At 60.1% G+C, this 22,641-nt stretch carries 17 protein-coding genes; 3 read left to right on the forward strand and 14 right to left on the reverse strand.

Annotated features, from left to right (window positions below; all coding sequences use genetic code 11):
• Positions 1 to 142: 142 nt before the first annotated feature.
• Positions 143 to 1,612 carry an MATE family efflux transporter gene (locus HB376_RS24545; RefSeq protein ID WP_213766270.1) on the reverse strand — a complete coding sequence of 490 codons (1,470 nt, stop codon included), beginning with the start codon at positions 1,610 to 1,612 and terminating at the stop codon, positions 143 to 145.
• Between the two features lie 348 nt (positions 1,613 to 1,960).
• Between HB376_RS24545 and HB376_RS24550 the strand changes: the two genes are divergently transcribed.
• A complete protein-coding gene (locus HB376_RS24550; RefSeq protein ID WP_213766271.1) occupies positions 1,961 to 2,362 on the forward strand; it encodes a DUF3597 domain-containing protein in 402 nt (133 codons plus the stop codon).
• A 136-nt stretch (positions 2,363 to 2,498) separates the two neighbouring features.
• Here the strand turns inward: HB376_RS24550 and HB376_RS24555 are convergent, their stop codons facing one another.
• The 5 genes from HB376_RS24555 to HB376_RS24575 form a co-directional block, all read right to left on the reverse strand.
• Positions 2,499 to 3,578, reverse strand: a complete 1,080-nt coding sequence (locus HB376_RS24555; RefSeq protein WP_255631552.1) for a carotenoid 1,2-hydratase — start codon at positions 3,576 to 3,578, stop codon at positions 2,499 to 2,501.
• A 26-nt stretch (positions 3,579 to 3,604) separates the two neighbouring features.
• Positions 3,605 to 6,175 (reverse strand): FtsX-like permease family protein, encoded by a 2,571-nt coding sequence (locus HB376_RS24560; protein WP_346730571.1) that lies wholly within the window; start codon positions 6,173 to 6,175, stop codon positions 3,605 to 3,607.
• Complete coding sequence (locus HB376_RS24565; protein WP_213766272.1) at positions 6,172 to 6,879, reverse strand: ABC transporter ATP-binding protein; 708 nt, start codon at positions 6,877 to 6,879, stop codon at positions 6,172 to 6,174. Before HB376_RS24565 ends, HB376_RS24560 begins: the two co-directional genes overlap by 4 nt.
• Positions 6,880 to 6,989: 110 nt before the next feature.
• Positions 6,990 to 7,769 carry a methyltransferase domain-containing protein gene (locus HB376_RS24570; protein ID WP_213766302.1) on the reverse strand — a complete coding sequence of 260 codons (780 nt, stop codon included), beginning with the start codon at positions 7,767 to 7,769 and terminating at the stop codon, positions 6,990 to 6,992.
• A gap of 204 nt (positions 7,770 to 7,973) precedes the next feature.
• Positions 7,974 to 9,374: an ATP-binding protein gene (locus HB376_RS24575; RefSeq protein WP_213766273.1), complete on the reverse strand. Its 1,401-nt coding sequence runs from the start codon at positions 9,372 to 9,374 to the stop codon at positions 7,974 to 7,976.
• Positions 9,375 to 9,746: 372 nt separating this feature from the next.
• Here HB376_RS24575 and HB376_RS24580 point away from each other — a divergent pair, with 372 nt between their 5' ends.
• On the forward strand, positions 9,747 to 10,871 hold the full coding sequence (locus HB376_RS24580) for a porin (RefSeq protein ID WP_213766274.1): 1,125 nt from the start codon (positions 9,747 to 9,749) through the stop codon (positions 10,869 to 10,871).
• A gap of 46 nt (positions 10,872 to 10,917) precedes the next feature.
• Here HB376_RS24580 and HB376_RS24585 read toward each other — a convergent pair whose 3' ends face one another.
• The 3 genes from HB376_RS24585 to HB376_RS24595 all read right to left on the reverse strand — a co-directional run bounded on the left by HB376_RS24585 (position 10,918) and on the right by HB376_RS24595 (position 16,178).
• Positions 10,918 to 13,191 carry an LPS-assembly protein LptD gene (locus tag HB376_RS24585; RefSeq protein ID WP_255631540.1) on the reverse strand — a complete coding sequence of 758 codons (2,274 nt, stop codon included), beginning with the start codon at positions 13,189 to 13,191 and terminating at the stop codon, positions 10,918 to 10,920.
• Between the two features lie 75 nt (positions 13,192 to 13,266).
• Positions 13,267 to 15,591, reverse strand: coding sequence for an outer membrane protein assembly factor BamA (gene bamA, locus HB376_RS24590; RefSeq protein WP_213766276.1), 2,325 nt, complete (start codon positions 15,589 to 15,591; stop codon positions 13,267 to 13,269).
• 128 nt (positions 15,592 to 15,719) lie between these two features.
• A complete protein-coding gene (locus HB376_RS24595; protein ID WP_213766277.1) occupies positions 15,720 to 16,178 on the reverse strand; it encodes a hypothetical protein in 459 nt (152 codons plus the stop codon).
• 1,205 nt (positions 16,179 to 17,383) lie between these two features.
• On the opposite strand from HB376_RS24595, the gene HB376_RS24600 reads away from it, so the two are divergent.
• On the forward strand, positions 17,384 to 18,520 hold the full coding sequence (locus tag HB376_RS24600) for a porin (protein ID WP_213766278.1): 1,137 nt from the start codon (positions 17,384 to 17,386) through the stop codon (positions 18,518 to 18,520).
• A 132-nt stretch (positions 18,521 to 18,652) separates the two neighbouring features.
• Here HB376_RS24600 and HB376_RS24605 read toward each other — a convergent pair whose 3' ends face one another.
• From HB376_RS24605 to HB376_RS24625, 5 genes are all read right to left on the reverse strand, one after another.
• Positions 18,653 to 18,958, reverse strand: a complete 306-nt coding sequence (locus HB376_RS24605) for an NIPSNAP family protein (RefSeq protein ID WP_213766279.1) — start codon at positions 18,956 to 18,958, stop codon at positions 18,653 to 18,655.
• Positions 18,959 to 19,101: 143 nt separating this feature from the next.
• Complete coding sequence (locus tag HB376_RS24610) at positions 19,102 to 19,929, reverse strand: IclR family transcriptional regulator (RefSeq protein ID WP_213766280.1); 828 nt, start codon at positions 19,927 to 19,929, stop codon at positions 19,102 to 19,104.
• Between the two features lie 79 nt (positions 19,930 to 20,008).
• Positions 20,009 to 20,737 (reverse strand): SDR family NAD(P)-dependent oxidoreductase, encoded by a 729-nt coding sequence (locus tag HB376_RS24615; protein ID WP_213766281.1) that lies wholly within the window; start codon positions 20,735 to 20,737, stop codon positions 20,009 to 20,011.
• 6 nt (positions 20,738 to 20,743) lie between these two features.
• Positions 20,744 to 22,054: an MFS transporter gene (locus tag HB376_RS24620; RefSeq protein WP_213766282.1), complete on the reverse strand. Its 1,311-nt coding sequence runs from the start codon at positions 22,052 to 22,054 to the stop codon at positions 20,744 to 20,746.
• A 68-nt stretch (positions 22,055 to 22,122) separates the two neighbouring features.
• The gene (locus HB376_RS24625; protein ID WP_255631541.1) at positions 22,123 to 22,620 is read right to left on the reverse strand and encodes a 2,4'-dihydroxyacetophenone dioxygenase family protein; all 498 of its coding nucleotides are present in this window, start codon (positions 22,618 to 22,620) and stop codon (positions 22,123 to 22,125) included.
• Positions 22,621 to 22,641 lie beyond the last annotated feature (21 nt).

Genomic DNA, 22,641 nt, shown 5'->3' on the forward strand with positions numbered 1-22,641 from the left:
TGCCCGCCGACGTCCGGGCGAGTTGACGCGTCGACGGATCAGGGCAGGTGTCCTACAACTCTAAACAATGAGAGAAGCTGAATCAGGCTTGAACGCAAAGAGAAAACGCTTAACGGCTTAATCCGCTTAACCGATTAACAGCCTAACCGCCTTGCACAGGCAGTTCCTTTAACTCCACGTCCGGCGCCATGGTATTTCCCGCGGCAGCGGCCGGGACATTGACGGATGATTGCTCAAGCCGGTTGCTGCTCTTGCGGGCCAGCGCGGCGCAATCGCCCATTGGCAAGCGCTTGACCACGGCGTACGCGGCCAGCATTGCCATCGTGCCGAAGATCGCATTGCCGGCGGCCTGTCCGATCATCACGCCCACAGGACCATGCCGTATCCCGGCCGCGACGAACGGCACCGTGCCGATGGTCGCGCGCCCCCAGTTGAACAGGGTCGATAACAACGGCCGATCAAGATTATTGAAGGTCGCGTTCGCCACGAACTGGCAGCCGACGAAAGCATAACTTGCCACCAGCCACGAACAAAACGCCGTGATGATGACGGCGGTGTCGCCGCGCGCCGAGAACGCGCGGATCAGGCCGCCCTGAGCCAGCGCCAGCACGGCCCACGCAACCGCGACCGTCAGCAGCACGAACACGAGGCTGCTGCGAACCGTTTCGCGAATCCGGTCCGCGCGGCCCGCCCCGAGATTCTGCGCGATGATCGGACCGACGGCGCCGGTCAGCGCATAGATCACCGCGAACGCCACGGGCGTGATGCGGTCGATGGTGGCCTGCCCCGCCACCGCGGCAGCGCCGAAACGCGCCATTGCATGCGTCACGTATGCACTGGCAACGGGCGTGGCAAGGTTGGTCAGCACGGCGGGCAGGGCGACTTTCATGACCGGCTGGCTGTTGGACCACAAGCGTGCAAAGCGGACACGGGCAATGAGATCGTTGACGCGGGTTGCGCCATGGAGACCGACAAGCGCGAGCGCAATACGTGCTATATCGTTCGATATGGCCGCACCCGTCAGCCCGAGATGAAAACCGAAGATCAGGATTGGATCGAGGATCGCGGTGACCACTGCTGCGGTCAGCGTGACGGTCATGGCACGGCGGGCATCGCCGACAGAACGCATCAGCGCGGCCGTACACATGCCAATAGCGAGGAACACGTAGGTGGGCGCGGTGATCAGCAGGAAGCCGCGGGTCAGTACGCGCGTTTCGCCGGCCGCCCCGAGCGCGTTGAGGATCGGGTCGAGGAAGAGCAGCGTGGCGGCGCTCAATATGACGGTGATGACGATCATCAGCACCAGACTCGCCGATGCCACCTGCCGCGCTTTGGTCCGCTGGCCCGCACCGAGAAGCCGCGCGACGGTTGCGCTGACGCCTATGGTCATGCCAATGGAAATGGCGGTGTGGAAGAAGTTGATGGTGCCGGCGAATCCGACCGCAGCGGCAACCGCTGTGTCGCCAAGCAGCGACACGTAGAAGAGATTAGCCAGGTCGACCGCGAACACGGCCATCAATCCAATTGCCCCGGTTCCCGCCATGACCACGACATGCCGCAAGGTCGAGCCGTGTACGAAGCGAGCGGAGTCGACCTGGCGTTTTGTTGTCATGGCGGAGCATCGGGTAGTGGTGGCCGAATCATCGCATGAATGATCTTTGTTTCCCTGGCTGCAAGGATGATCGTCCACTGTACTCACTAGCAGAAACGAAACGATTCCACTGTTAAACGCATGTCGCGGTAACAGTATCCTGCGCGCGTTGCGGCTTCTCTATGTCAGGGCATTTTCAAGATGATTGATCACCTACAATGTCCTTGCAGCTGTGCGCCGGACTCGAGACATAACATTTATTGATGGTCTCGGGAACGTGTCTTGCATGGCGGCTCCTCCTCCTCCACTCGCAGCGGCGAACGCGCTGCTTCACCACGTCGTTGACTACCTCGACCAAGGACAAACATCATGAGCATTTTCGGCACGATCCTGAGCAAGATCTTCCCTTCAAGCCATCCCGCGAATACAGCGCCCGCCGATCCGGCCGCGCCCCCTGCGGCGGACCCAACCGTGGCGGCTGACGCCGCTGCAGCACCGGCTGCGGCCGCAGAACCGGTGGATGTTGAGGCAGTCCTGACTGCCATGCAGGCGAATACGTCGGAGCAATTGAACTGGCGGACATCGATTGTCGACCTGATGAAATTGCTGGGTCTCGACAGCAGCCTTGGCGCACGCAAGGAGCTGGCCGGCGAGCTGCACTATTCGGGCGACACCAACGATTCCGCATCGATGAACGTCTGGCTTCACAAAGCCGTGATGGAACAGCTTGCCGCCAATGGTGGAAAGGTGCCGGACAGCCTGAAGGGTTAAGCTTGGCGTCGCCCTCAAGGCGACGGCTGGCACGCGCAGGCGCTTGCGAGTATTGCAAGACGGCGTGCCAGCATGACCCGCAACTGTTAAGTCCCAAGTGTTTCCGCATGACGCTGCGCTATGAAATCAAGCGCGGCTATCTCTCCAGCTTCAACGCCTTCCCATATCCCGTCAGTTCAAGATAGCCGTGACCCAAGGTCTCGCCGTTACGGCTGACCCGTACCGCTCCCTCCCAATACACCGCGCCCGTCGACTGGCTGGAGTCGAGTTCCTGATCGTCCATCAATGGGTCGAGCTGCCACGTGAGCGCGCCGGTCCTGACCGTTTCCGATACCGGATAAGACGTACCCGTGCGTGGTGAGCGCCACGTCCGGCGCGGCGTGAAGTTGACCTGGTCCCCATCGAATGCGCTCACGTGGCCGCTTGCATCGCGAAGCGCCGCGTGTGACCAGACTGTCCCGCCGTTTTGTCCGCGCACCTTGAACGCCATCAGCGCCGATCCGTCAGACAAATTGGCGCCGAGCCAGTCCCATCCCGTGGCGTCGCTGCTCAGCACCGTGCTTGACCATTCGTGATCCAGCCACGCCGAGCCGGTGACTGCTGCGTCAAGTCCAGGTTCGCCCTTCGCGCTCGAAGCGCGCGTGACCTTGCCGCTCACGCGCAGTTGCGGTTCGCTGTAGTAGTAGCTCGCTTGCGCGGCTAGTGGCCCCTTTCGCGAGTAACCCTTGTCGCCCTGCAGCATCGGCGCCTGAGTCGGCGTGAGCGCCAGGTCCAGCGTGAAATCGGCGGCAGTTACGGTGACGGTGTAGTGACCATCGGCGGCGCGCACGAGTTGCCAGGCATCGAGCCTGACGTCGGTGTTATCGGTCTTTGCATAAGCAAGACCGAAACCTTGACGCGCAATCTTCTGATCATGCACGAGTCGTCCCAGTGAAGGATCGCTAAGCGCCGCATGAGCGATGATCAACTGCGACGGCGCGAACGCACCCGGGTCCGCGGGATCGTGTCCGGTCGCCGAGCGAAAGAACGTGATCTGGAAACCGAGCGGCTTGCCGTCCGGCCGATTGAGCCAGCCCGTTGCATACCACCACTCAGTGCGAAAGGCCGGATGCGCGCCAGTGTCTTGCGGAAAAACAAGCGGATGATCGGGCGTGACTGCGGCGAATTCCACCGCCATGGAAGGTGTGCTGATGAAGCCGCAAGCGCACGCGATCATTGCCCATCGCCGGGCTCGATTCAGCATTACCAGTCCTCCTTCACCGCGCGCACGGCATCGAGCGACACCGCCTTTCGTCCCGCAACCACGGCTGTAGCGCACGACGAAATCAGCATGACCAGCGCCACCGTGCTCACCACATGCCAGGGAATATGCATCGACATGCTCCAGTGGAACGACTGCGGATTAACGACAAACACCAGGATGAGACTGATCGCCCAGCCCAGGATAAAGCCCACTGCAATGCCGAGCGCAGTCAGCATGCCGGCTTCCGCCGCGAGGATCGCGAGCACCTGATGGCGCGTCACGCCGACGTGCCGCAACATGCCGAACTCGCGCGCGCGAGCGAGTGTCTGCGCAGAGAACGTTGCCGCCACACCGAATAGTCCAATCACAATGGCTACCGCTTCCAGCAGGTAGGTCACCGCGAAGCTCCGATCGAAAATCGTCAGCGTCCGCGCGCGGATGTCGCCGGGTTCGGCGAACTCCATCGCGGCGCCGAAGGGCAGTTTGCGCAGGTTCGCAATGACACCTTCCGCGCTTGCGCCTCGGTCCACGATGATGGCGGCATCGGTGGCGCCCGTGTCTCCCGTCAAGCGTCGGTAGTCGGCAAGCCGTAACTGGATCGCACCGGTTTGCCGCGCGTAATCGCGCCACACGCCGGCTACGACGAACGTCCCGCCGTGTGCCCCGATCGACAAGTTAAGCCTTTGCCCCAGCTTGTATCGATACAAGTCGACCATCGCTTCCGAGACCCATATAGGCGTCTCGCCATCCTGCAGGGCGGACGGCGGCAGCACGGGGCCGGTCATCTGCATGGCGGCGCCCGGATCGGCTGCATCGATGTCACGCGCGAGCAGCGCCACCGCGGGGCGTGCAGGGTCTAGCGTGAGATGCGACGTGCGGCTGAACGCGGCATGCCTGATGCCGGGCGTCGCGGCGATTGCCGTTTGTTCGCCAGGGCTCAGGCTCGCTGTGTCGCCATTGGCCGCGACTCGAACGTACAGGTCGGCCGACAGGAGGTGGGTCAGCCAGTCATCGACGGATACGCGGAAGCTCGCGACCATGATGGCCATCGCGACAATCAGCGCAAAGCTCGACAAAACCCCGCCCATGGCGATCGATGCCTGGCCGGGTGCATTGGCGAGGCGGGCAAGCGCCAGCGTCGTGACGGCGCGCGTACGGCGTTTGGCACGCCATCGGCTCAGCGCGGTGAACACGATCGCCGTGCAACGCGGCATCAACGCGATACCGCCAACCAGCAGCAGCGCGACCGCGAGATAACCGAGGATGGGGACATCAAATATCGGCGGCAACAGCGCCAGTATTCCCGCGACCGCGAGGCAAAACACCGCGGGCCAGGGTGTCGCCAGCCGCGCCAGCGCGCCTTCTTCGCTGCCCGCTTTGAGCGCCGCCGCCGGTCGCGCGCGGGCCGCTTCCAGCGCCGGGACGAGACTGCCAAGCACGGACACGCCGATACCCAACGCAAGAAATATGGCGCTCGCTACGGGCTCGAAACTGACGTGAGGCTGCACGCCCGGGAAGTAGCCGCCGCCCAGGTCGCTGCCGAAGAAGCGCAGCGCAATGCTCGACAGCGCGTAGCCCAGCGCGAGGCCGAGCATGGAACCCAGTACGCCGAGAAGGGCTCCTTCCATCAGGATCTGGCGTAGAAGCTGGCCGCGCGTATAGCCCAATACGCGCAGCATCGCGAACTGCGCGCGGCGCCGGACGACCGCCAGCGCTTGCGTTGAAAACACGAGGAACGCGCCGGTGAAGAGCGCCACCAGCGCGAGCACGTTCATGTTGATGCGATAAGCGCGCGAGAGTCGGTCGGTGCGGCTTTCATCGTCGCGTGTTTCGGCGACGACCAGTTGACTGCCAAGCCGCTCTTGCAACTCGCGTTTGAAGCGTTCCCGATCGACGCCGCGTTGCAGTTGCAAGTCGATGCGCGAGAGTTTTCCTTCAAGTCCGAAACGCCACTGGGCGGCGGCGATGTCCATCACCGCGACGCGCTGTCCCGGCCGCGTCCTGACCAGGCCGCCGGCCACTCTAAAACGAATAATCGATGTACCGCTAAGCAGCGCGACGTGCTCGCCGCTCGCCACGTGAAGCCACTGTTGCGCAGCGGGCGAGAGGAAGATGGCGTCGTCGGAAAGGGTATCGAGCGGACGCTGCGCGGACGGCACGCCGATCAGTTCCGGCGTGATGCGGCTCGCCCTGAAAACGTCGATGCCAAGTACTTTCAACGCAGCGGTCTGGCCGGGCACGGTCACGTCCAGGTCCAGAACGGGGCTGGCTAAAGCTACGCCCGGTGTGGTTGCGAGACGCGGGTACCAGTGTTCATCGAAGGTGGGTTGCGCGCCGCGAACCTGCAAGTCGGCCTCGCCGGAAAGACTCTTGGCGGCCGCGGAAAACTCGTTGAATGCGGCACTGTTGATGAGCTGCACGGCATATCCGAGCGCCACGCCCAACGCAATAGTTGCGATAGCCACAATCGCTCGAGCCGGATGACTGCGCCACTCCGCGCCGAGCAGCCAGCGTGCGAGTAGCCGGCCGCCTGCAATTCGCCGCGAGGGTTCTGTCGTGGGCTCGCTCACTGAAATTCACCAGCCGACCGCTCCGATCGTCCCGCATGCAGGCCATGCTCGCTCAGGATAAGTGTCCGGTCCGCGCTGGCTGCCGCCGCCATGGAATGCGTGACCATGATTGCCGCGGCGCCGTTCGCCTTGATCTCCGCACGGAACAACGAGAGCACCTCGTGCGCGGTCTCGGGATCCAGGTTGCCGGTTGGTTCGTCAGCCAGGACCAACGTGGGCCGATGCACCAGCGCGCGAGCGATTGCTACACGCTGCAGCTCTCCGCCCGATAGCTGTCGTGGAAAGTCGTCGCCACGGCCACCCAGGCCGACGGCTTCCAGCAAGTCGAGCGCGCGGGCCGGTGACGTGTCGTTAAGCAATAGCGGAAGCGCGACGTTTTGAACCAGCGTGAGATGCGGCAGGACGTGAAATGCCTGGAAGACGAAGCCGAGTTTTTGCCGTCGGAGGCGAGTGGCGGCGTTATCGTCGAGACGGGAAATTGACGTGCCGTCGATCAGCACCTCACCGCTGTCGGCTTGATCGAGGCCCGCGATCAGGTTCAAAAGCGTCGACTTGCCGACGCCCGAATCGCCCATGATCGCGACGAACTCCCCCGGATCAAGCGAGAAGTCGAGGCTTGCCAGTAACACGCGGCCTGCGCCGTACGCCTTGCTCAAGCCGCGGCATTCGAGTGCGGGAGGAACGCCATTGTTGCGAAGGGTCATGGAGATCGGGTCGTTGGTGAGTGGGGCTGGGGTGCAGTCCTCCACTGTGACAGAGAAGTGCCGTGCGTGTGCACGGCACGACTGCGCCTTGTATCGACCCTGCCTGCCTTCTAGCGTGCGAGCTTCTCGACATAAAACGCCGCCGTCTCGTACGGAACCGTCACCACGTCCTTGCCCGCGAGCAGCGGTTCAGCCGCGATCAACGCCTTGACCTCGCCATCGATCTTCTCGCGCTTGTCGGCGTCCAGCGCTGCAACAAAGCTGGTGGAGCGCACTCTATTCAGGATCACGTCTTCGGGCGAACCGGTATGACCGATGATGAAATGGTGTTCATTGAGCGGGCCGAAACCATTGAACGGAAACGCGGACCGCCAGGCGCCGGTGTAATAACGCGGTGTGTCGCCTTCCACCCGATTCACGATTGCGTCGAGCCGGGCGACCCACGGGACGTTGGCATCGCGCAAATTCCAGATCAGGCCGAGCTTGCCGCCCGGTTTCAAGACCCGAAGAATCTCCGCCAGCGCGGCGTGGGTCGAAAACCAATGGAATGATTGCGCGCAAACCACGGCATCAACCGATGCATCGGGAAGCGGGATCGAGTCAGCAGTACCCGCGTACGTTTGCACTTGCGGGAGCGCGGCGGACAGTTTGTCGAGCATCGCGGCCACGGGTTCGACTGCGATCACCCTGGCGCCTGTGCTGATCAGGCGCGGTGTAAATTTTCCCGTGCCCGCGCCGAGATCCACGACGGTCGTCCCGGCGCGAAGCCCGAGCTGATCGCGTAACCAGTCCGCGATCTCCGGCGGGTAGTCGGGCCGGCCGCGTACATAGGTGTCCGCCGTTGCTGTTGTCGCGTAGCCGTCTGCTGCGGCGTGATGCACGCCATGTATTGCCTTGTTCATCGTGCGCTCCTGCTTGCTGGATTCATGTCGTTCTGTCACTCGGTACGGCATCCTGTCTTATTGATTGATGCCCCCAGCGCCGCCGTACGGAAACTGGAAACAGGATAAGCAATCGCGGCATGATTTGCCATGCATGCCATCGTCGATTTTAATACCTTGAAAGGGTGGGAAGCATCCATCTGCGCACGCACGCTAACCCTGTGGCTCACGAGGCAAGGTCAGCACTGCATCGAGTCCGCGCTCTGCTCGGTTGCTCAACACCAGCGTGCCACCATGCGCCATCGCGATGCTCTTCGCAATGGTCAGCCCCAACCCGGTCCCCTCGGTGTTCCCGGGCTGTGCGCGGAAATACGGTTCGAATACCCGGTCAAGCATGTCCTTTCCTGCAATGCCCGGGCCTTCATCGCTGATCGTGATGCGTACCGCGTCGCGATCATCATGGATGTGCACCGACGCGCTGCCGCCATGCAGGATTGCGTTGTCGAGCAGATTCTGCAGGCAGCGTTTCAGGTTTCGCGGATATCCGCTCAAAGGCGCGGCGGCGTGGCCGTCGAGTTCGACGCGTGTTCCCGTTTCAACGAGGTCATCGCAGAGTGCACGCAGCAGCGAGTCGATATCGATCTGATGGCGCGGCTCCGTTATCTCTACGCCCTGCACGAAGTCGAGCGTGCTGTGCACCATCGCGTCCATTTCATCGAGGTCAGTGCAAAAGCGTTCGCGCGACGCCGCATCCGGCAACATCTCGGCGCGTAGCCGAAGCTTCGTCAAGGGCGAGCGCAAATCGTGGGATATCGAAGCCAGCAAGCGCGTTCGTTCATCAATACTACGAATCAATTGTTGCTGCATCGAGTTGAACGACTGCGCGGCGACTCGCACCTCACGCGGGCCGGATAACTTCAGCGACGCTCGATACACATTCTTGCCAAGCGCGTCAGCCGCGACCGCGAGCCGCCTTAGCGGTTGAACGGCAATGCGCACGGCCACCAGCGCGAACAGCAGCGCGGCGATGAACCTGATCGCATAGATGCGCAACAGATACTCGATCACCAGCGTTCGCGGCTCGCTCTGCCGGCCCGCTTGCCCTTCTTGTGCGGTGATGTCGAGCCAAGCGCCGCCGGGTGCTTGTATCTGCACATGAAAATCTCCCGACGGCATGCGGGAGTCGAAGAGACTGAAGATACCGCGATGACGTCCGGTGTCGTCGGTCAGCTCGGCATCGATCAAACGCAGCGGGACGTGCCTATGCAGACGCTGCGCGAGCACGCTTGCAAGCAAGTCTTCAGTCGCACGCTGCGCGACCGTGTGCGACGGTGACGGCGCTGGCGCCGGGGCTTCGATCCAGCGCAATTGATAGTTACGGTCCTCCAACTGCCGCACGAGGGTTTGCCGCGCTGCCTGGTCCGGTGCGATCTGCAGCAGGCGCAGGGTGTCCGCGAGACGGCTTGCGAACAGGCGTGAAGGAATCTCCAGCGTGCGGTTGTCGTGGGTCTCGAACCAGATCGTGCTGGTCAGCAGTTGGCCGCCGAACATACCGACCACAAGGATCAGCGCGAGGCGTCCGAACAGCGTGTCGGGCCAGAGGCGAAGCTTCATGCACGGCCTTCGTGCAACGCGCGGGCGCTCTCGTCGACTACCGGTAGGCGGTCCATCTGCACGGATGCATCAAGCGGGAATCGGGGGAGGGGAGTCAATGAATCACGGCCGTAAGGCGATTGAAAAGTCCGCAATTGAGCCAACACATTCCAATACAAAACAGCGGCTTTTCAACATATCGCCAATACATTTCGCCGATAAAGTGTTGCCGCGTAATGACATTGATTCTCATTTAAAGACTATAACATGCCGATTTCAGGATCTTCGCCGCGCGTCTGTCGTTCGCCCGTGTTCAGGCCCGCTGCATCGCGGCTTTCCGGACTTCCCTGTGGCTCCAGTCGTACAAGGCGATACCTCGAAAAGGCGTTCGCCATGACGCTGATCGCGACCGCTTTCATCGCCGGCCCGGCCCACGCGCAGTCGAGCGTGACGCTGTATGGCGTTATCGATGCAAGCTTGCTTTATACGAACAACGCGCAGGATCACGCCAGTCTGCAGGCGAGCAGCGGCGCCGTGACGGGCAGCCATTGGGGACTGCAGGGGCGCGAGGACCTGGGCGCCGGCACCCAGGCGATCTTCCAGATAGAAGACGGCTTCAGCGTCATGAACGGCAGCTTGCGCCAGGGCGGCCGTGAGTTCGGCTACCAGTCATATGTGGGTTTGAGCAACAACCGGTTCGGCACGGTGACGCTTGGACGGCAGTACGACTCGGTCGTCGACTACCTTGCGCCGTTGAGTTTCACCGGCCGGCGTCCGGGCGGCAACAACCTCTCCGTGCATCCGTATGACAACGACAACCTGAACAACTCGTTTCGCGTCGACAACGCCGTGAAGTTCGCGAGCGCGCCCTACGCCGGCCTGAAGTTCGGCACGCTCTACGGCTTCTCGAATGAAGCGGGCGGCTTCGACGACAACCGTCTATACAGCTTCGGCGCGTCCTATGATGCCGGCCCGCTGAGTTTGGCCGCCGGTTATCTGCAGGCGAACAATCCGGGCGTAAGTAATACCGACGGCGCGATCACGCTGACCGACCGTACCTTCCTGACAGCATTACAGCGGACCTATGGAGCAGGTGTGAATTATTCGATAGGGGCCGGGAAGCTCGGGTTCGTCTGGACACGCACGCAGCTTGGCGGCCTTGCTGTTATCAACGGGGCGAACAGTCTGGGTCTCAAGCAAAACGGTCAGGGTGCGAGCTTCGACAACTTCGAAGTGAACGCGAGTTATCTGCTGACACCGTCGGTGGCCGTGAATGGCGCCTACACGTATACGGATGCCGCGCTGTCGACGGCTAGCGGAGAGCATCATCCCAAGTGGCACGAGGTATCGGTGCAGACGGACTACTTGCTTTCCAAGCGCACCGACGCGTACGTCCAAGCGAGCTACCAGCACATTGCGAGCGATGGCTCGGGACTGACCGCCGACATCAGCGGACAGTCACCGTCCAGCAAGAATGAGCAGGTTGTCGTCGCGGTGGGATTGCGTCACAGGTTCTGATGAGGCGCGTAACAACGCCACGGTCTGCGTGGCCGGCCGTCATGCGTCATTCGTAGTTCGAGAACCGCGACTCAGGCTCAGGCGGTGAAGGCAATGGCGTATAGCCTGGAATGCTTGCTTTAAATTGCTCGGACAGCCCGTTGTCGATCTTCGTCAATCCCTTGAGCTGAAGCTGCAACAGGACGCGCGTAGCGCTACTGGCGGCAGTCGTGGTGGTGGACACATTCGTATATTTTTGCACCGCGAAGCTGAGCGACCAGCAATCGGCGTCGTACTGAACCCCGAGCAATCCCGCCACCAGGCGATGAGCGACCATGTCGAAATTGGCCTGGCCGACAGCGTAGAGCTTGCGGCTCAGCGGCCATTGACCGGACGCTACGATCTGGTTTTCCGCCTCGTTGTCCAGATCTTCGTCGGCGCGGGTATACCGGTAAGCAATGCTGATTACTTCTCGATCTCCCGGTTTCCAGGTGAAGCCAGAGGTACCCTGGTCCAACTGGTTGCGCTGCTCGTCGTACTGGACCGCCTGCTCGGTCGTAAAGCCCGGGCCTATCTTGAGCGACGCCCCGACAATGACGTCGCTGCCGCGAATGTCGGTCACGGACGCGCCCGGGTCCAGCGTCACTTCCGGATTGGTGAAATAGTATTGTTGCGCCACCACGAAGCGGGCTCGTTCGTCTCCTGTCGCCTGGTTGATGAACCGGGTTGTCAGGGCGGCCGTGACACGGTTCAGGTCGGCAACCCGGTCGCCGCCAACGAAGGTGTTGTCGGTGAAAATCTGGGCCAGTCCAAAGTCCTCTTCGCCTGTGTCGAAGACCGGTGCGAAGGTCTGGTTCCGGTAGGGCGTATAGACGTAGTAGAGGCGCGGTTCCAGCGTCTGGATATAGTCCGTTCCGAACAGGCGGATGCTGCGTTCGAACACGAGCCCCGAATCTAGGCTGAGGGTGGGCACATTGAACGAAAAGCTCTTCGGCTGTCCCGTTGGCGCTGTGCTTCCGATCGAGGACAGGTCGTAGGCCACGTAGTGCCACTGAACCTTCGGCGTGATGAACCATCCCGGTCCAGACAACGGATAGCTGACATACGGATTGAACGTGAAGCGGCTGCCTTCCGTGGAGTCGGCTGTGGAAATGCTAAAGCGCGTGGCGTCTGCCTCGGCGCCGAAATCAAATCCGCCCACGTTGTACTTATCGTATTTAACGTCCAGTTCCGGCGCCCGATTGTAGGGCGGCGCCGTACTGAACGATTGCCAGCGTTGCACCCGCGCCAGCACTGACCATGGCCCGTTGTTGTAAGTCACTCCAGCCTCTTGCTGGAAGATGTCCTGCCCATTGACCAGCGACGCGGTATTCGAATTCAGATCCGTCGTGACGTTGACGTCCGACACCTGCGCATAGTTAACATACGCAGCGAATCCACCGCCGAAGTTCTGGTTGTGCTGGATGTTGATCGAATAACGGTTGGTCTTGGTCAGGGCATCGTCGGGCAGATAGGCAATAGTGACCGAGCCCGAATACGTAGGCGACAAATAGCGGAAATTCGTTGTCAGCATCGCGCCGCGTTTTGACATGTAGCGCGGTGTCAGCGTCAGGTCGTAGTTCGGCGCGATATTGAAATAATACGGGACGGTGAGGTCGAATCCGTTCGTCGAACTCAGCGAGAAAGTCGGCGGAAGAAAGCCGCTCTGGCGAGCGTTGGACAACGGAAACGACAACCACGGACTCGCGAAGATGGGCACGCCCTGGAAGAACAGCACGCCATTGTGGGCAATGCCTTCGTTCGACCCTTGATCCATGTCGAAACTTGCCGCCTTCAGGTACCAGGCCGGGTCACTTTCGCACTGGCACGCGGTGTACGTGCCGTGATGCACGACTGAACGTTCGTTGTCGATCAGGTCGATGCTGTCGGCGCTCCCCGAGCCGCCCGTCAGATTGAAGTGATAGGTCGGCGTTGTCATGGTGCCCTCGTTGGCCTCGACCTGAAGATGCGCTTCGGGGCCGGCAAAGACATCGTAGTTGTCGACTATGCGCACATGGCCGTACGCATCGACCACATTACGATCGATGTCGTAGTGCACGGCGTCTCCTCTGACAATGGTAGCGTCGCGCCGAAGCTCTCCATTGCCCTTCAGCGACAGATCGCGGTCCTCGTCGCCGTCCGCTGCATCGCCGATCCCGAATACGGCTGGCGACGTGTTCGCCGGCAACGGATGCTCCGTCACTTGAGGTGCGAATCGAAGACCCCAGGGTGGATCGATCGGTTCTGCCTGTGCCGCCGCGCCGCTTAATTGCGCGTGCGCGGGCGAAGGGGTGAGGGACATGACGATCGCCGCTGCGACCGCGATATGACGCATGCGCGGCGTGAACCGGATGAGCGTTTCTGCTGACCGCACGGGTTAGAACGACGTGCCGATCTGGAACTGGAACTTCTCGTATTGGTCTCCCGCGTGCCGCACGATCGGGAAACCGAGGTCCAGCTTGAGCGGCCCGATCGGGGATATCCACTCAAGTCCCGCACCATAGCTGTAACGCAGGCCGTTGGCGCCCACGCTGTTACCTTCGTCGCCCCAGACGTTACCGCCGTCGACAAAAGTAAACACGCGCAGGGTCCGGTCATACCCCGTACCCGGCAACGGAAAGGTCATTTCTATATTGCCGACAATCATCTTCGATCCACCGATCGGGTCGTTGGTCGTGGCGTCACGCGGTCCGAGCGAACCGGACTCGTAGCCCCGCACCGAGCCAATACCGCCGGCGTAGTAGTTCTTGAAGATCGGATAGGCGTCGCCGTTTATGCCGTGACCATAGCCCGCCTGGAAATTCAGGCCGAGAATGAAACCCCTGGCGGGGGTGTAATAGTACTGGGCCTGAACATCTGATTTGTAGTACTGGGTATTTCCTGCCGGTGTTCCCAACTCGCCGTTGGCCTGAAGGAAATAGCCTTTGCTGGGTATCAGCGCGCTGTCGCGTGCGTCGTGCGACCAGCCGACTGTCACTGGAACGTTGTTCACCACGCGACCGAACTCGGCGACATAGTCCAGGTAGCTTTGTGGCGTTGACGAGTCTGTATTGAACCGGTCCTGCTCGAAACCCGCACCAAAATAAACCACGTCCGATTCGGAGAACGGTATGCCGAACTTCATATCCGCGCCGATCGATGTAATTCGAAAACTCGTGTCGCTGAAGTTGTAGAGCGGGTAGGTGGTTCTGTAATACATGTCGGTAATGCGCTTGATGCCATCGATCGTAAAGTAGGGATCGGTTTGCGTCACCGACAAGGTCCGGTACGTCGCGGCCGTATTCACGTTCAGCGCGAGCGTTGTTCCAGAGCCGAACACGTTGTCCTGCGACACCCCGGCCGACAGCACAACCTTGTCGCTCGAATCGTAGCCGGCGCCCAACGTGACCGCGCCCGTTGGTTTCTCTTCTACCTTGACGTCTATGTCGACCTCGTCGGTGGTGCCGGGAACGGGGACTGTGGTTATCTCCGTGTTCGTAAAATATCCCAGACGATCGACGCGCTCCTTCGAGAGCTTCAGGCGGCTGCTGTCGAACCATGAGCTTTCAATCTGGCGCATTTCACGACGGATCACCTCGTCGCGCGTCCGGGTGTTGCCTTCAATGTTCACCCGGCGCACGTACACCCGGCGTCCCGGATCGACCTGCAATGTCAACGCGACCGTATGATGGACCTGGTCAATCTCCGGCTGGGCATTGACCTGTGCGAATGCGTAGCCATACTCCCCCAGCTTATCCACCAGAGCCTGGGTCGCGGCTTGCAATTTTTCGGCCGAAAAACGCTCGCCCCCGCGGATCGACACGAGCTTTTGCAGTTCGGCGTTGCGATCGAGCAGGTTGCCGCCAAGCTGGATGCTCGATATGGTGTACGGCTCGCCCTCGTGAATGTAGATGGTCAGGTACATGTCCTTCTTGTCGGGCGAGATCGACACTTGCGTGGAGTCAATGTTGAACTCCAGATATCCACGGTCCAGGTAATACGAGCGCACCTTTTCCAGATCCCCCGTTAGCTTGTCTTTCGCGTAGAGATCGTTCTTCGTGTACCAGGAGAACCAGTTAGGGGTCGATAACTGCATTTCGTCGAGCAGCGTCGATGAGCTTGCAACCTGATTGCCCATGAAGTTGATCTGACGAATTTTCGCGCTGGGACCTTCTGTTACCGAGAACAGAATGGATACCCGGTTGCGGTCAATCGGCGTGACCGTGGTGGTCACCTCGGCGGCGTAATAACCTCGCGTCAGGTATTGGCGTTTCAGTTCCTGTTCGGCGTTGCTGACAAGCGCTTTGTCGTAGGTGCTGCCTGGTGACAGGCCGACTGAATGCAATGCCTTGGTGAGGTTGTCCTTGTCGAACTCGTGGATGCCGGCAAAGTCGATTGACGAGACGGCAGCGCGCTCCTGCACTTTTACAATGACCACATTACCTTGCGTCTCGACCTGAACATCGTCGAAGAAGCCGGTTGCATAGAGGGCACGAATGGTTTCCGACGCTTTGTCGTCCGAGAAGAGGTCGCCTCGCTTGAGCGGGACATAAGCGAAGACCGAGCTGGGCTCAATGCGCTTCAGGCCCTCGATCTGTATGTCCTTGATGACAAAACTGCTGGTCGCCGCATAGACGCCCGGTGCAAGGAACACGTTCAATGCGATGGCAACGGCTGAGTGAGCGGTACGTAATGATCGGAAGGTTCGGAAGTTGAATTTCATTTGATGTACTTGACGAGCATATCGGCCCGAATGTGTTGCCCTGCTTTTCCGCGTCGTATCGGACGTGATCCGTGCCGTGCCTGGCCTTGTGTCTTCTGGCCGCTCAGGAACCGCGTTGCGCTAGCCACTTATTGCAAGGGGCCGCTCGCATGGGCCGGAATCTGAACCAGTCGTGCTGCCGAAATAAGCGCGTCGACCATGGGCGGGATCTGCTCCCGGGGAAGACAAAAGGAAACGTCAGCACCGCCTTGCAGCCGGAACGTAAGGACCAGGCTTTTGCCGTTATCGATCGCGCCGAGCTCCCATCCTTCGCAGCCCATCGCGAAGTTGATGTGCGGCGTTCGCTGAAGCATTCGCTCCGACTGCATGATCGCGGCGGGAAGCACCGCCAGCAGTTCTCGGAATACCGAGTAATGGAACGTCAGGGTCGACCGGTCGCTGTGCACCACCATATGTTGGCCGTCGGGTTCCAGCTCGATGCGCTCGATGGAAGACACCCGCACGGGCTCGGACAGGTCGTTTCTTTCGATCCCTTCTGGCCGGACCGGGCCGCGCTGGGAATCGATTCTTGCTTTAACTAATGGCATATTATGTAATCCTTATTTATTGTGTAAGGTATTGACAAGATGGGCAGCGGCCGTACGGCAGGCAAGCTACCTTGCGGCTCTGTCAGGGGCGGATTGGGAGCAAGCTGGCATTTCTATCCCTGTTTCTTGCGGGCGAGCAACGTTAGCGGGCGTTGCTTCGCCGCAAGGCGGCTGGATTCGTTTCGGTATCGGGGAAGAACGCGGTGCGTTGCCGGCCCTCCGACATGGCAACGAGCATGTCCGAAAACAACGGTGTTGAACTGGCTCGCAGAACCGCTGCAAGAACTTGTGTGGAAAGAATGTGCTTCATCATGGTTGCTGCCCTCGGGTGCAAGTCGCTAGACGAGTCACTAAAGTAGCTCGCTATATGACGCGGCGCGTTACGGCTTCGTTACCGCATTTCTCGCCGGAAATAGGGGGTGCATCGGCTGATCGGCGGGGCTTCGGGGAAAGACGCGTTACGTTGGCTAGTCGTTCAGGCTTGCGGGCAAAGCTTCCGGTCGGGTTTGCCGCATTTTCGGACCACTCTTTCTCACGAGAGAAAGGAGTTCAAGGCGGCACTCGTGATGAATACAGAGTTCGTGCTTGGAGACACAGTGAAATGCTTGGTGAGGAATTAGAGCGGCCTGATTAACTATCGAGGCGATGGGGTCAAGGTCTTCAGGACGATCCATTGCGTACGTTTCATATTGGTTTAACGATAGAACGATTATGCTGTTGCACACGACGAACGTCAGCGCGCATCAACGCGGCGATGACGTCTTTTCTCGTTGCATCGAGCGCTGCCCGGCCGCGTTTCATGCGTCACCAAATTGTTCCCGAATGTTCCCGTTCATGACCGCACGGTACGCGCCGAACTATTGATGACGGCCCGCGTCTTGCCGGCCGTTGCACGGGAGCACCCGCGCACGCCTTTCCAGAGAACGCTTTGCCGGTCCACAGCATTCAATCAGGCGCCCTGTTGGACGCAAACCGTTGCATTACTGTGTTGACCAGGTGCAACGCTTGGTAACGATGCTTGTTGTCCGCTTCCAACAGCCCTCGCAAACCGCTGCTGTTTAATGGTGCCCGTCTGATCGACGCACGGCGACGTCGATCAGTGCGTGCAGCGATGCACGTTTATCTGGCGAGACCGCGGTGTTTGCAACCCTTGGCAATGGGGCAAGCAGACCGCGTTGCTCAATCGTATTCTCGGAGAATTTGAAATGAAAAAATCCCTTCTTGCTCTCGGTGTCATCGGCACCTTCGCCGGAGCGGCACACGCTCAGAACAGCGTGACCCTCTATGGCCTGATTGACGCGGGCATTACCTACACAAACAACCAGGGCGGCAGCAAGAACATCCAGGCAACCAGCGGCCAGGTCAACGGCAGCCGTTGGGGCCTGCGTGGCTCCGAAGATTTGGGCGGTGGTCTCAAGGCCATCTTCACGTTGGAAAATGGTTTTAATATCGACAACGGCAAGTTAGGCCAGAACGGCCTGGAGTTCGGCCGTCAGGCGTTCGTTGGTTTGTCGAGTAACCAGGCAGGCGCCGTCACTCTCGGCCGCCAGTACGACTCAATGGTCGACTACCTCGCCCCGTTGGCGCTGACCGGCACGCAGTTCGGTGGGACGCAGGCGGCTCACCCGTTCGATAACGACAACCTCGACAACTCCTTCCGCATCAATAACTCGGTCAAGTACCAGAGCGTCAACTACGGCGGCTTCCAGTTCGGCGGCCTGTATGGCTTCTCGAACGACGCGGGCGGATTCTCGGACAATCGTGCATATAGCCTTGGCGCGTCGTATAACTACGGTCCTTTGAGCGCAGCGGCCAGCTACATGCAGCTCAATAGCGCGGGCTCTACGCTGAACTCGTCCGGCGCGGTGACCGCCGACGCTACGTTCGCAGCGGGCCGTCAACGCACCTACGGCGCGGGCGTCAACTATGCATTCGGCGCAGCAAACGTCGGCTTCGTGTTTTCGCAGACCCAGTTGTCCAACGCGACGGGCATTGGCGCGTCGGCTTCGGGTACGACAAACGGCATCACCCTGGCAGGTGGCAGCGCGCGCTTTAGCAACTATGAAGTGAACGGTCGATACAACTTCACGCCTGCATGGACGCTGTCGGGCGCCTATACGTTCACCGATGCAAGCCTGGACGGCGTGAGCCCGAAATATAACCAGGTGACCCTGCAGACGGCGTACGCGCTATCCAAGCGCACCGACGTTTATCTGCAAGGCGTGTATCAGCACGTGAGCGGTACGGGTGATTCGGGTTTGACTGCTTCCATCAACGGGTTGAGCGCTTCGTCGACCAATAGCCAGGTTGCTGCAACCATTGGTTTGCGTGCCCGCTTCTAAGCGAATGGCTAAGCGAATGGTTGCGGCCTTTGACATGATGAGCGGGAAGGCCGCAGCTTAGCGCGGTGTGTTTGGCAGGAAGCTTTGATAAGCCGGGGAAGTCCTCCCGGCTTTTTCATTTTCAGTCCACGGTTAACTGAAAACGGGGCGAAAGAAGCTGCGCTCGTAGCTGACAATGCACTGCGTTTCTTCCGCATATTTGAACGCTGCCTGACATTCCGGGTCAAGCTGTGATTGTTGACGGTAGCTCTCGTAGGTTGACAGGCTCGGAAACGAAAACAGCGCCAGCGCGACATTGTTCGCGCCTTCCGACGGCAGGAAATAGCCATGATGCTGGCCACCGAATTTCTCGACCAGTGGAATCCACATCTTTCCGTAGGCCTCAAATTCATTGAGTTTCGAAGGGACGATAATGTAGCGAAGGTAGCAGGTAATCATGGTGTGTCTATTTTTGGGGAGAGGATCGATCGGATAATATCGTGTCCGTCAATGAATAACTTTTCTCGAGCGACTCGCACCAAGCGCGGGACACCGGCTCCTCAGGCAAGCTATATCGCCGAGCCCGGACATGAATCTATGCCCTAGCGCGATCCCGGGCCGACCCCTTCGGCGATCGCACGGCAAGCGTCCTTCAATGGCTCGATGTAGGTTTCCAGCGGCGTCACGCTTTTCCTATATAGGGGAATGCTGATGCTGACGCATGCGATCGGATCGCCATTTGCTCCCAGGATTGCGCTGCCGTAGCAAAAGATCTGCTCCTCGTTTTCTTCGCGATCTTCCGCATAACCGCGAGCTTGGGTCGCGTCGAGTTCGGCATCGAGTGCGGTGCGTTCGATGATGGTATTCGGCGTAAAGCGCTCGAAGTTCAGGGTGGCAAGTAACGCGTCGCGATCCGGGCGCTTGAGCGAAGACAAATAGGCTTTGCCGACAGAACTTGAATACAGCGTGACACGTGTGCCTATTCGCGACGCCATGCGCACGGCGTGCGGACTTTCGAGCTTCTCGATGTAGACCATTTCAGAGCCGCTGCGCACCGCCAGGTGAACTGTTTCCTGGGTAAGGTCACGCAAGGTCTGCAGCGCCTCGCTGGCAGCCACGCGCAGGTCGGAGCGCTCCCAGCTCCGGCTTGCCAGGGATAACAAACGAGGACCTGGCGAATAGCTGCCGCCTCGCGGCGTTTCGACCACCAGGCCCTCGGCGATCAAGGCTCCGACAATGCGATATACCGTTGGCCTCGGATACTTCGACGCAGCGGTAAGTTGGGCGATGCCGGGTGGCGCCGGTGCGTCGGCGATGCACTGAAGTACCACCATGAACTTGGAGAACGCAGCAGTGCCGCTTGGCTTGGCATCGTCTGGCGGGCGCTGCGAATTGGGGCGGCCGATAGCGGGCTTAAATGGTTTTGGCATGGCGTCCGAAGGAACTTGACGGTGTACCGGTGGTATTGAAAAGCAGTGATCGAGGCGCCGAAAATTATAATAAACCCCGCTACACAACCATATAACCTCCATCAACCGGGACTACCGCTCCCGTCATGAACGCCGCCGCTGGCGAGCAAAGAAACGCCACCACTTGCGCGACGTCGCTGGGCTGGCCCCATCGTTTCATTGGCGTGCGATCAAGGATTGCTTGCGAACGATCGTCGCTATCCTGCAGAGCTTGCGTAAGCGGCGTAGCAATCCAGCCGGGCGCGACCGCGTTGACGCGAATGTTGTCGGCTGCATAAGCAATGGCCAGCGACTTGGTCAACTGCACCACGCCGCCCTTGCTTGCGCTGTAAGCGGGTACAAGACCACCACCGAAAAAGCTCAACATGGACGCCGTGTTGACAATCGATCCTTCGCTTGCCTTCAACCGCTCGCGTGCCGCGGCGCAGACACGCATTGTCCCGCTAAGATTGACGGCGATCACACGCTCGAATACGTCGATAGCCAGTTCGTCACCCCGCCGGATCATGCCTGCGCAATTGACAAGCATATCGATGGAGTCGGCCTGCGCCACCAGTGACGCTACGCTCGCATCGTCGCTGACGTCGAGTTCGACGACTTCCACGGCGGGGCCCAGCGCCTTGCGCTGAACATCGGTTGGCGCGATGCCTGCTGCGAGGACACGCGCGCCGAGAGCCGCGAAACACTGAGCGATGCCGGCGCCAATACCCTGCGTGCCGCCAGTCACAACGGCGGTTTTACCTTTGAAAAGATCAGTCTGGAAAGTCATGGTCGGTCAGGAAAGATCGGACAGGGGAACGGTTGAAACGACGGGCTCGCTATCCTCTATTTTATTCCGTACTACGAATATATAAACCAGTGCCGCGGCGAATGCGACGCCCGCGCTGATCAGGAACGCGTTGATGAAGGAGTGGGTTTTATCTACGACGATGCCGGTGATGAATGGGGCAAAAGAACCGCCGAAGTATCCGCCGAAGTTTTGAATGCTGCCCAGCGAGGCCACCATGTGACGAGGCGCTGCGACGGTCGCCAGCGCCCAGCATGCGCCGCTCGCCATGTTGACGAAGTACATGGCGGCAGAGAGATAGACCATCGCGAGCGTCAGGTTCGGGGTAAACGCCGCCGGCACCGTGAAGAGCGCAGCGCCCAGCAAGCCGACGCAGATTGGCCACTTACGGCTTCTCATGGGCGCCATGCCACGCGCCATCAGACCATCGGCCACGAATCCGCTGGACAGCATCCCAAGCGTGCCGAAGAGGTAGGGAATCGACACGAGCCAGCCCGTATGTGCGATTGTCAGATGGCGTTCATGCTCGAGGTATGCGGGCAGCCAGGTGAGATAAAGCCACACCATGTAGATCACGCCCATGTTGCCGAAGATCATGCCCCATGTGGTCGACTTGCCGAATAACCCGCGCCATTCGCGCATGGTCATGCGGCGATCGGCGCGCTGCTCCGGCTCTCCTTCAGTCAGGAACGCGACCTCTTGAGAATCGAGGGCGAGGTTGCGACGATCACGGTAGACAAGATACCAGCCAATCGATACTGCAATGCCAAGCAGACCCATGACGATGAACATCGTGCGCCAGCCGAAGGCCAGCAAGAGCACAGTAAGGACGGGCGGCGCGAGAGCGGGTCCAATGGTCGATGACGTGATGAAGATACCGGTCGGCCGGCCGCGCTCATGCACGCCGAACCATTCACTGACCACCTTTGCGCCGGCGGGAAAATTCGGCGCCTCGCCGAGACCCAGCGCGACCCGCGCGACCAGGAACTCCGACAGGCTCGTCACAAGGCCACCGCACAATTGCGCGGCTGACCAAACGAACATGCCTAAGCCGAGCATCACGCGCGCACCGAAACGATCAAGCAGTATGCCAATGGGTAACTGCGAAAACGCATAGGCAAATGAGAAGGCGGACAGCAGCAAGCCCATCTGCGATGCGGACAGCCCCAGTTCCTGGCTAACCGAATGATTCGCTATGGAAAGCGTGCTCCGGTCGAGATAATTCACGATCCCGGCCAGTGTCAGGAACGTGATCGCGACCACCTGAATGCGCTTGAGGCGCGGTGATTTCTGCAACATGGTGTCTCCTCCGGTGCTCGTTGAGAGTCTGCGTGGAAGGTGCTTCGGGTGTTAAGTTTTGCTCCGGCTTAACGGATGAACTGGTCAACGAAATCTTCTCCCAGACCTACTGACGAAAAATGCTTGCGGCACATATCGACCTTGGTGAAAACATCTTCGTAGCCGGTGTAATTGCCATAGGGATCGCAATAGAACATCACGCCGTTGACCTGGAAGTAGGTGATCATTTCCTCCACGTCTTCTGGTACATAGAGCGTGTGCGTTTCGCCCGGCGGTTCGAAAACATAACTGCCCTCGGTGGCTTCCCAGTCGTGTTCCAGATAACGCCAACGGCCTTTGAGCACCATGCCGTGCACCGCTTGCGGATGCCGGTGCCGGCTTAGCACGCCAGATTTGCGCACGCGCAGCAGGTTCATCCAGTACCCGGTCGAAACATTCAGGCACAGCGGACGGAACCAGACGTTCTCGGCTTGAGGGACCCAAAGGCGTTCGTCTTTGGGGATCGCCGATTCAACCACGATCTCCTTAGCCGCTTCTTTAGGAAATGGAAGCTGATACGGCGTCATTGCGTCCGCCGCGGATTTAGC

The organism is Caballeronia sp. dw_19, from assembly GCF_018449515.1.
GTDB lineage: Bacteria > Pseudomonadota > Gammaproteobacteria > Burkholderiales > Burkholderiaceae > Caballeronia.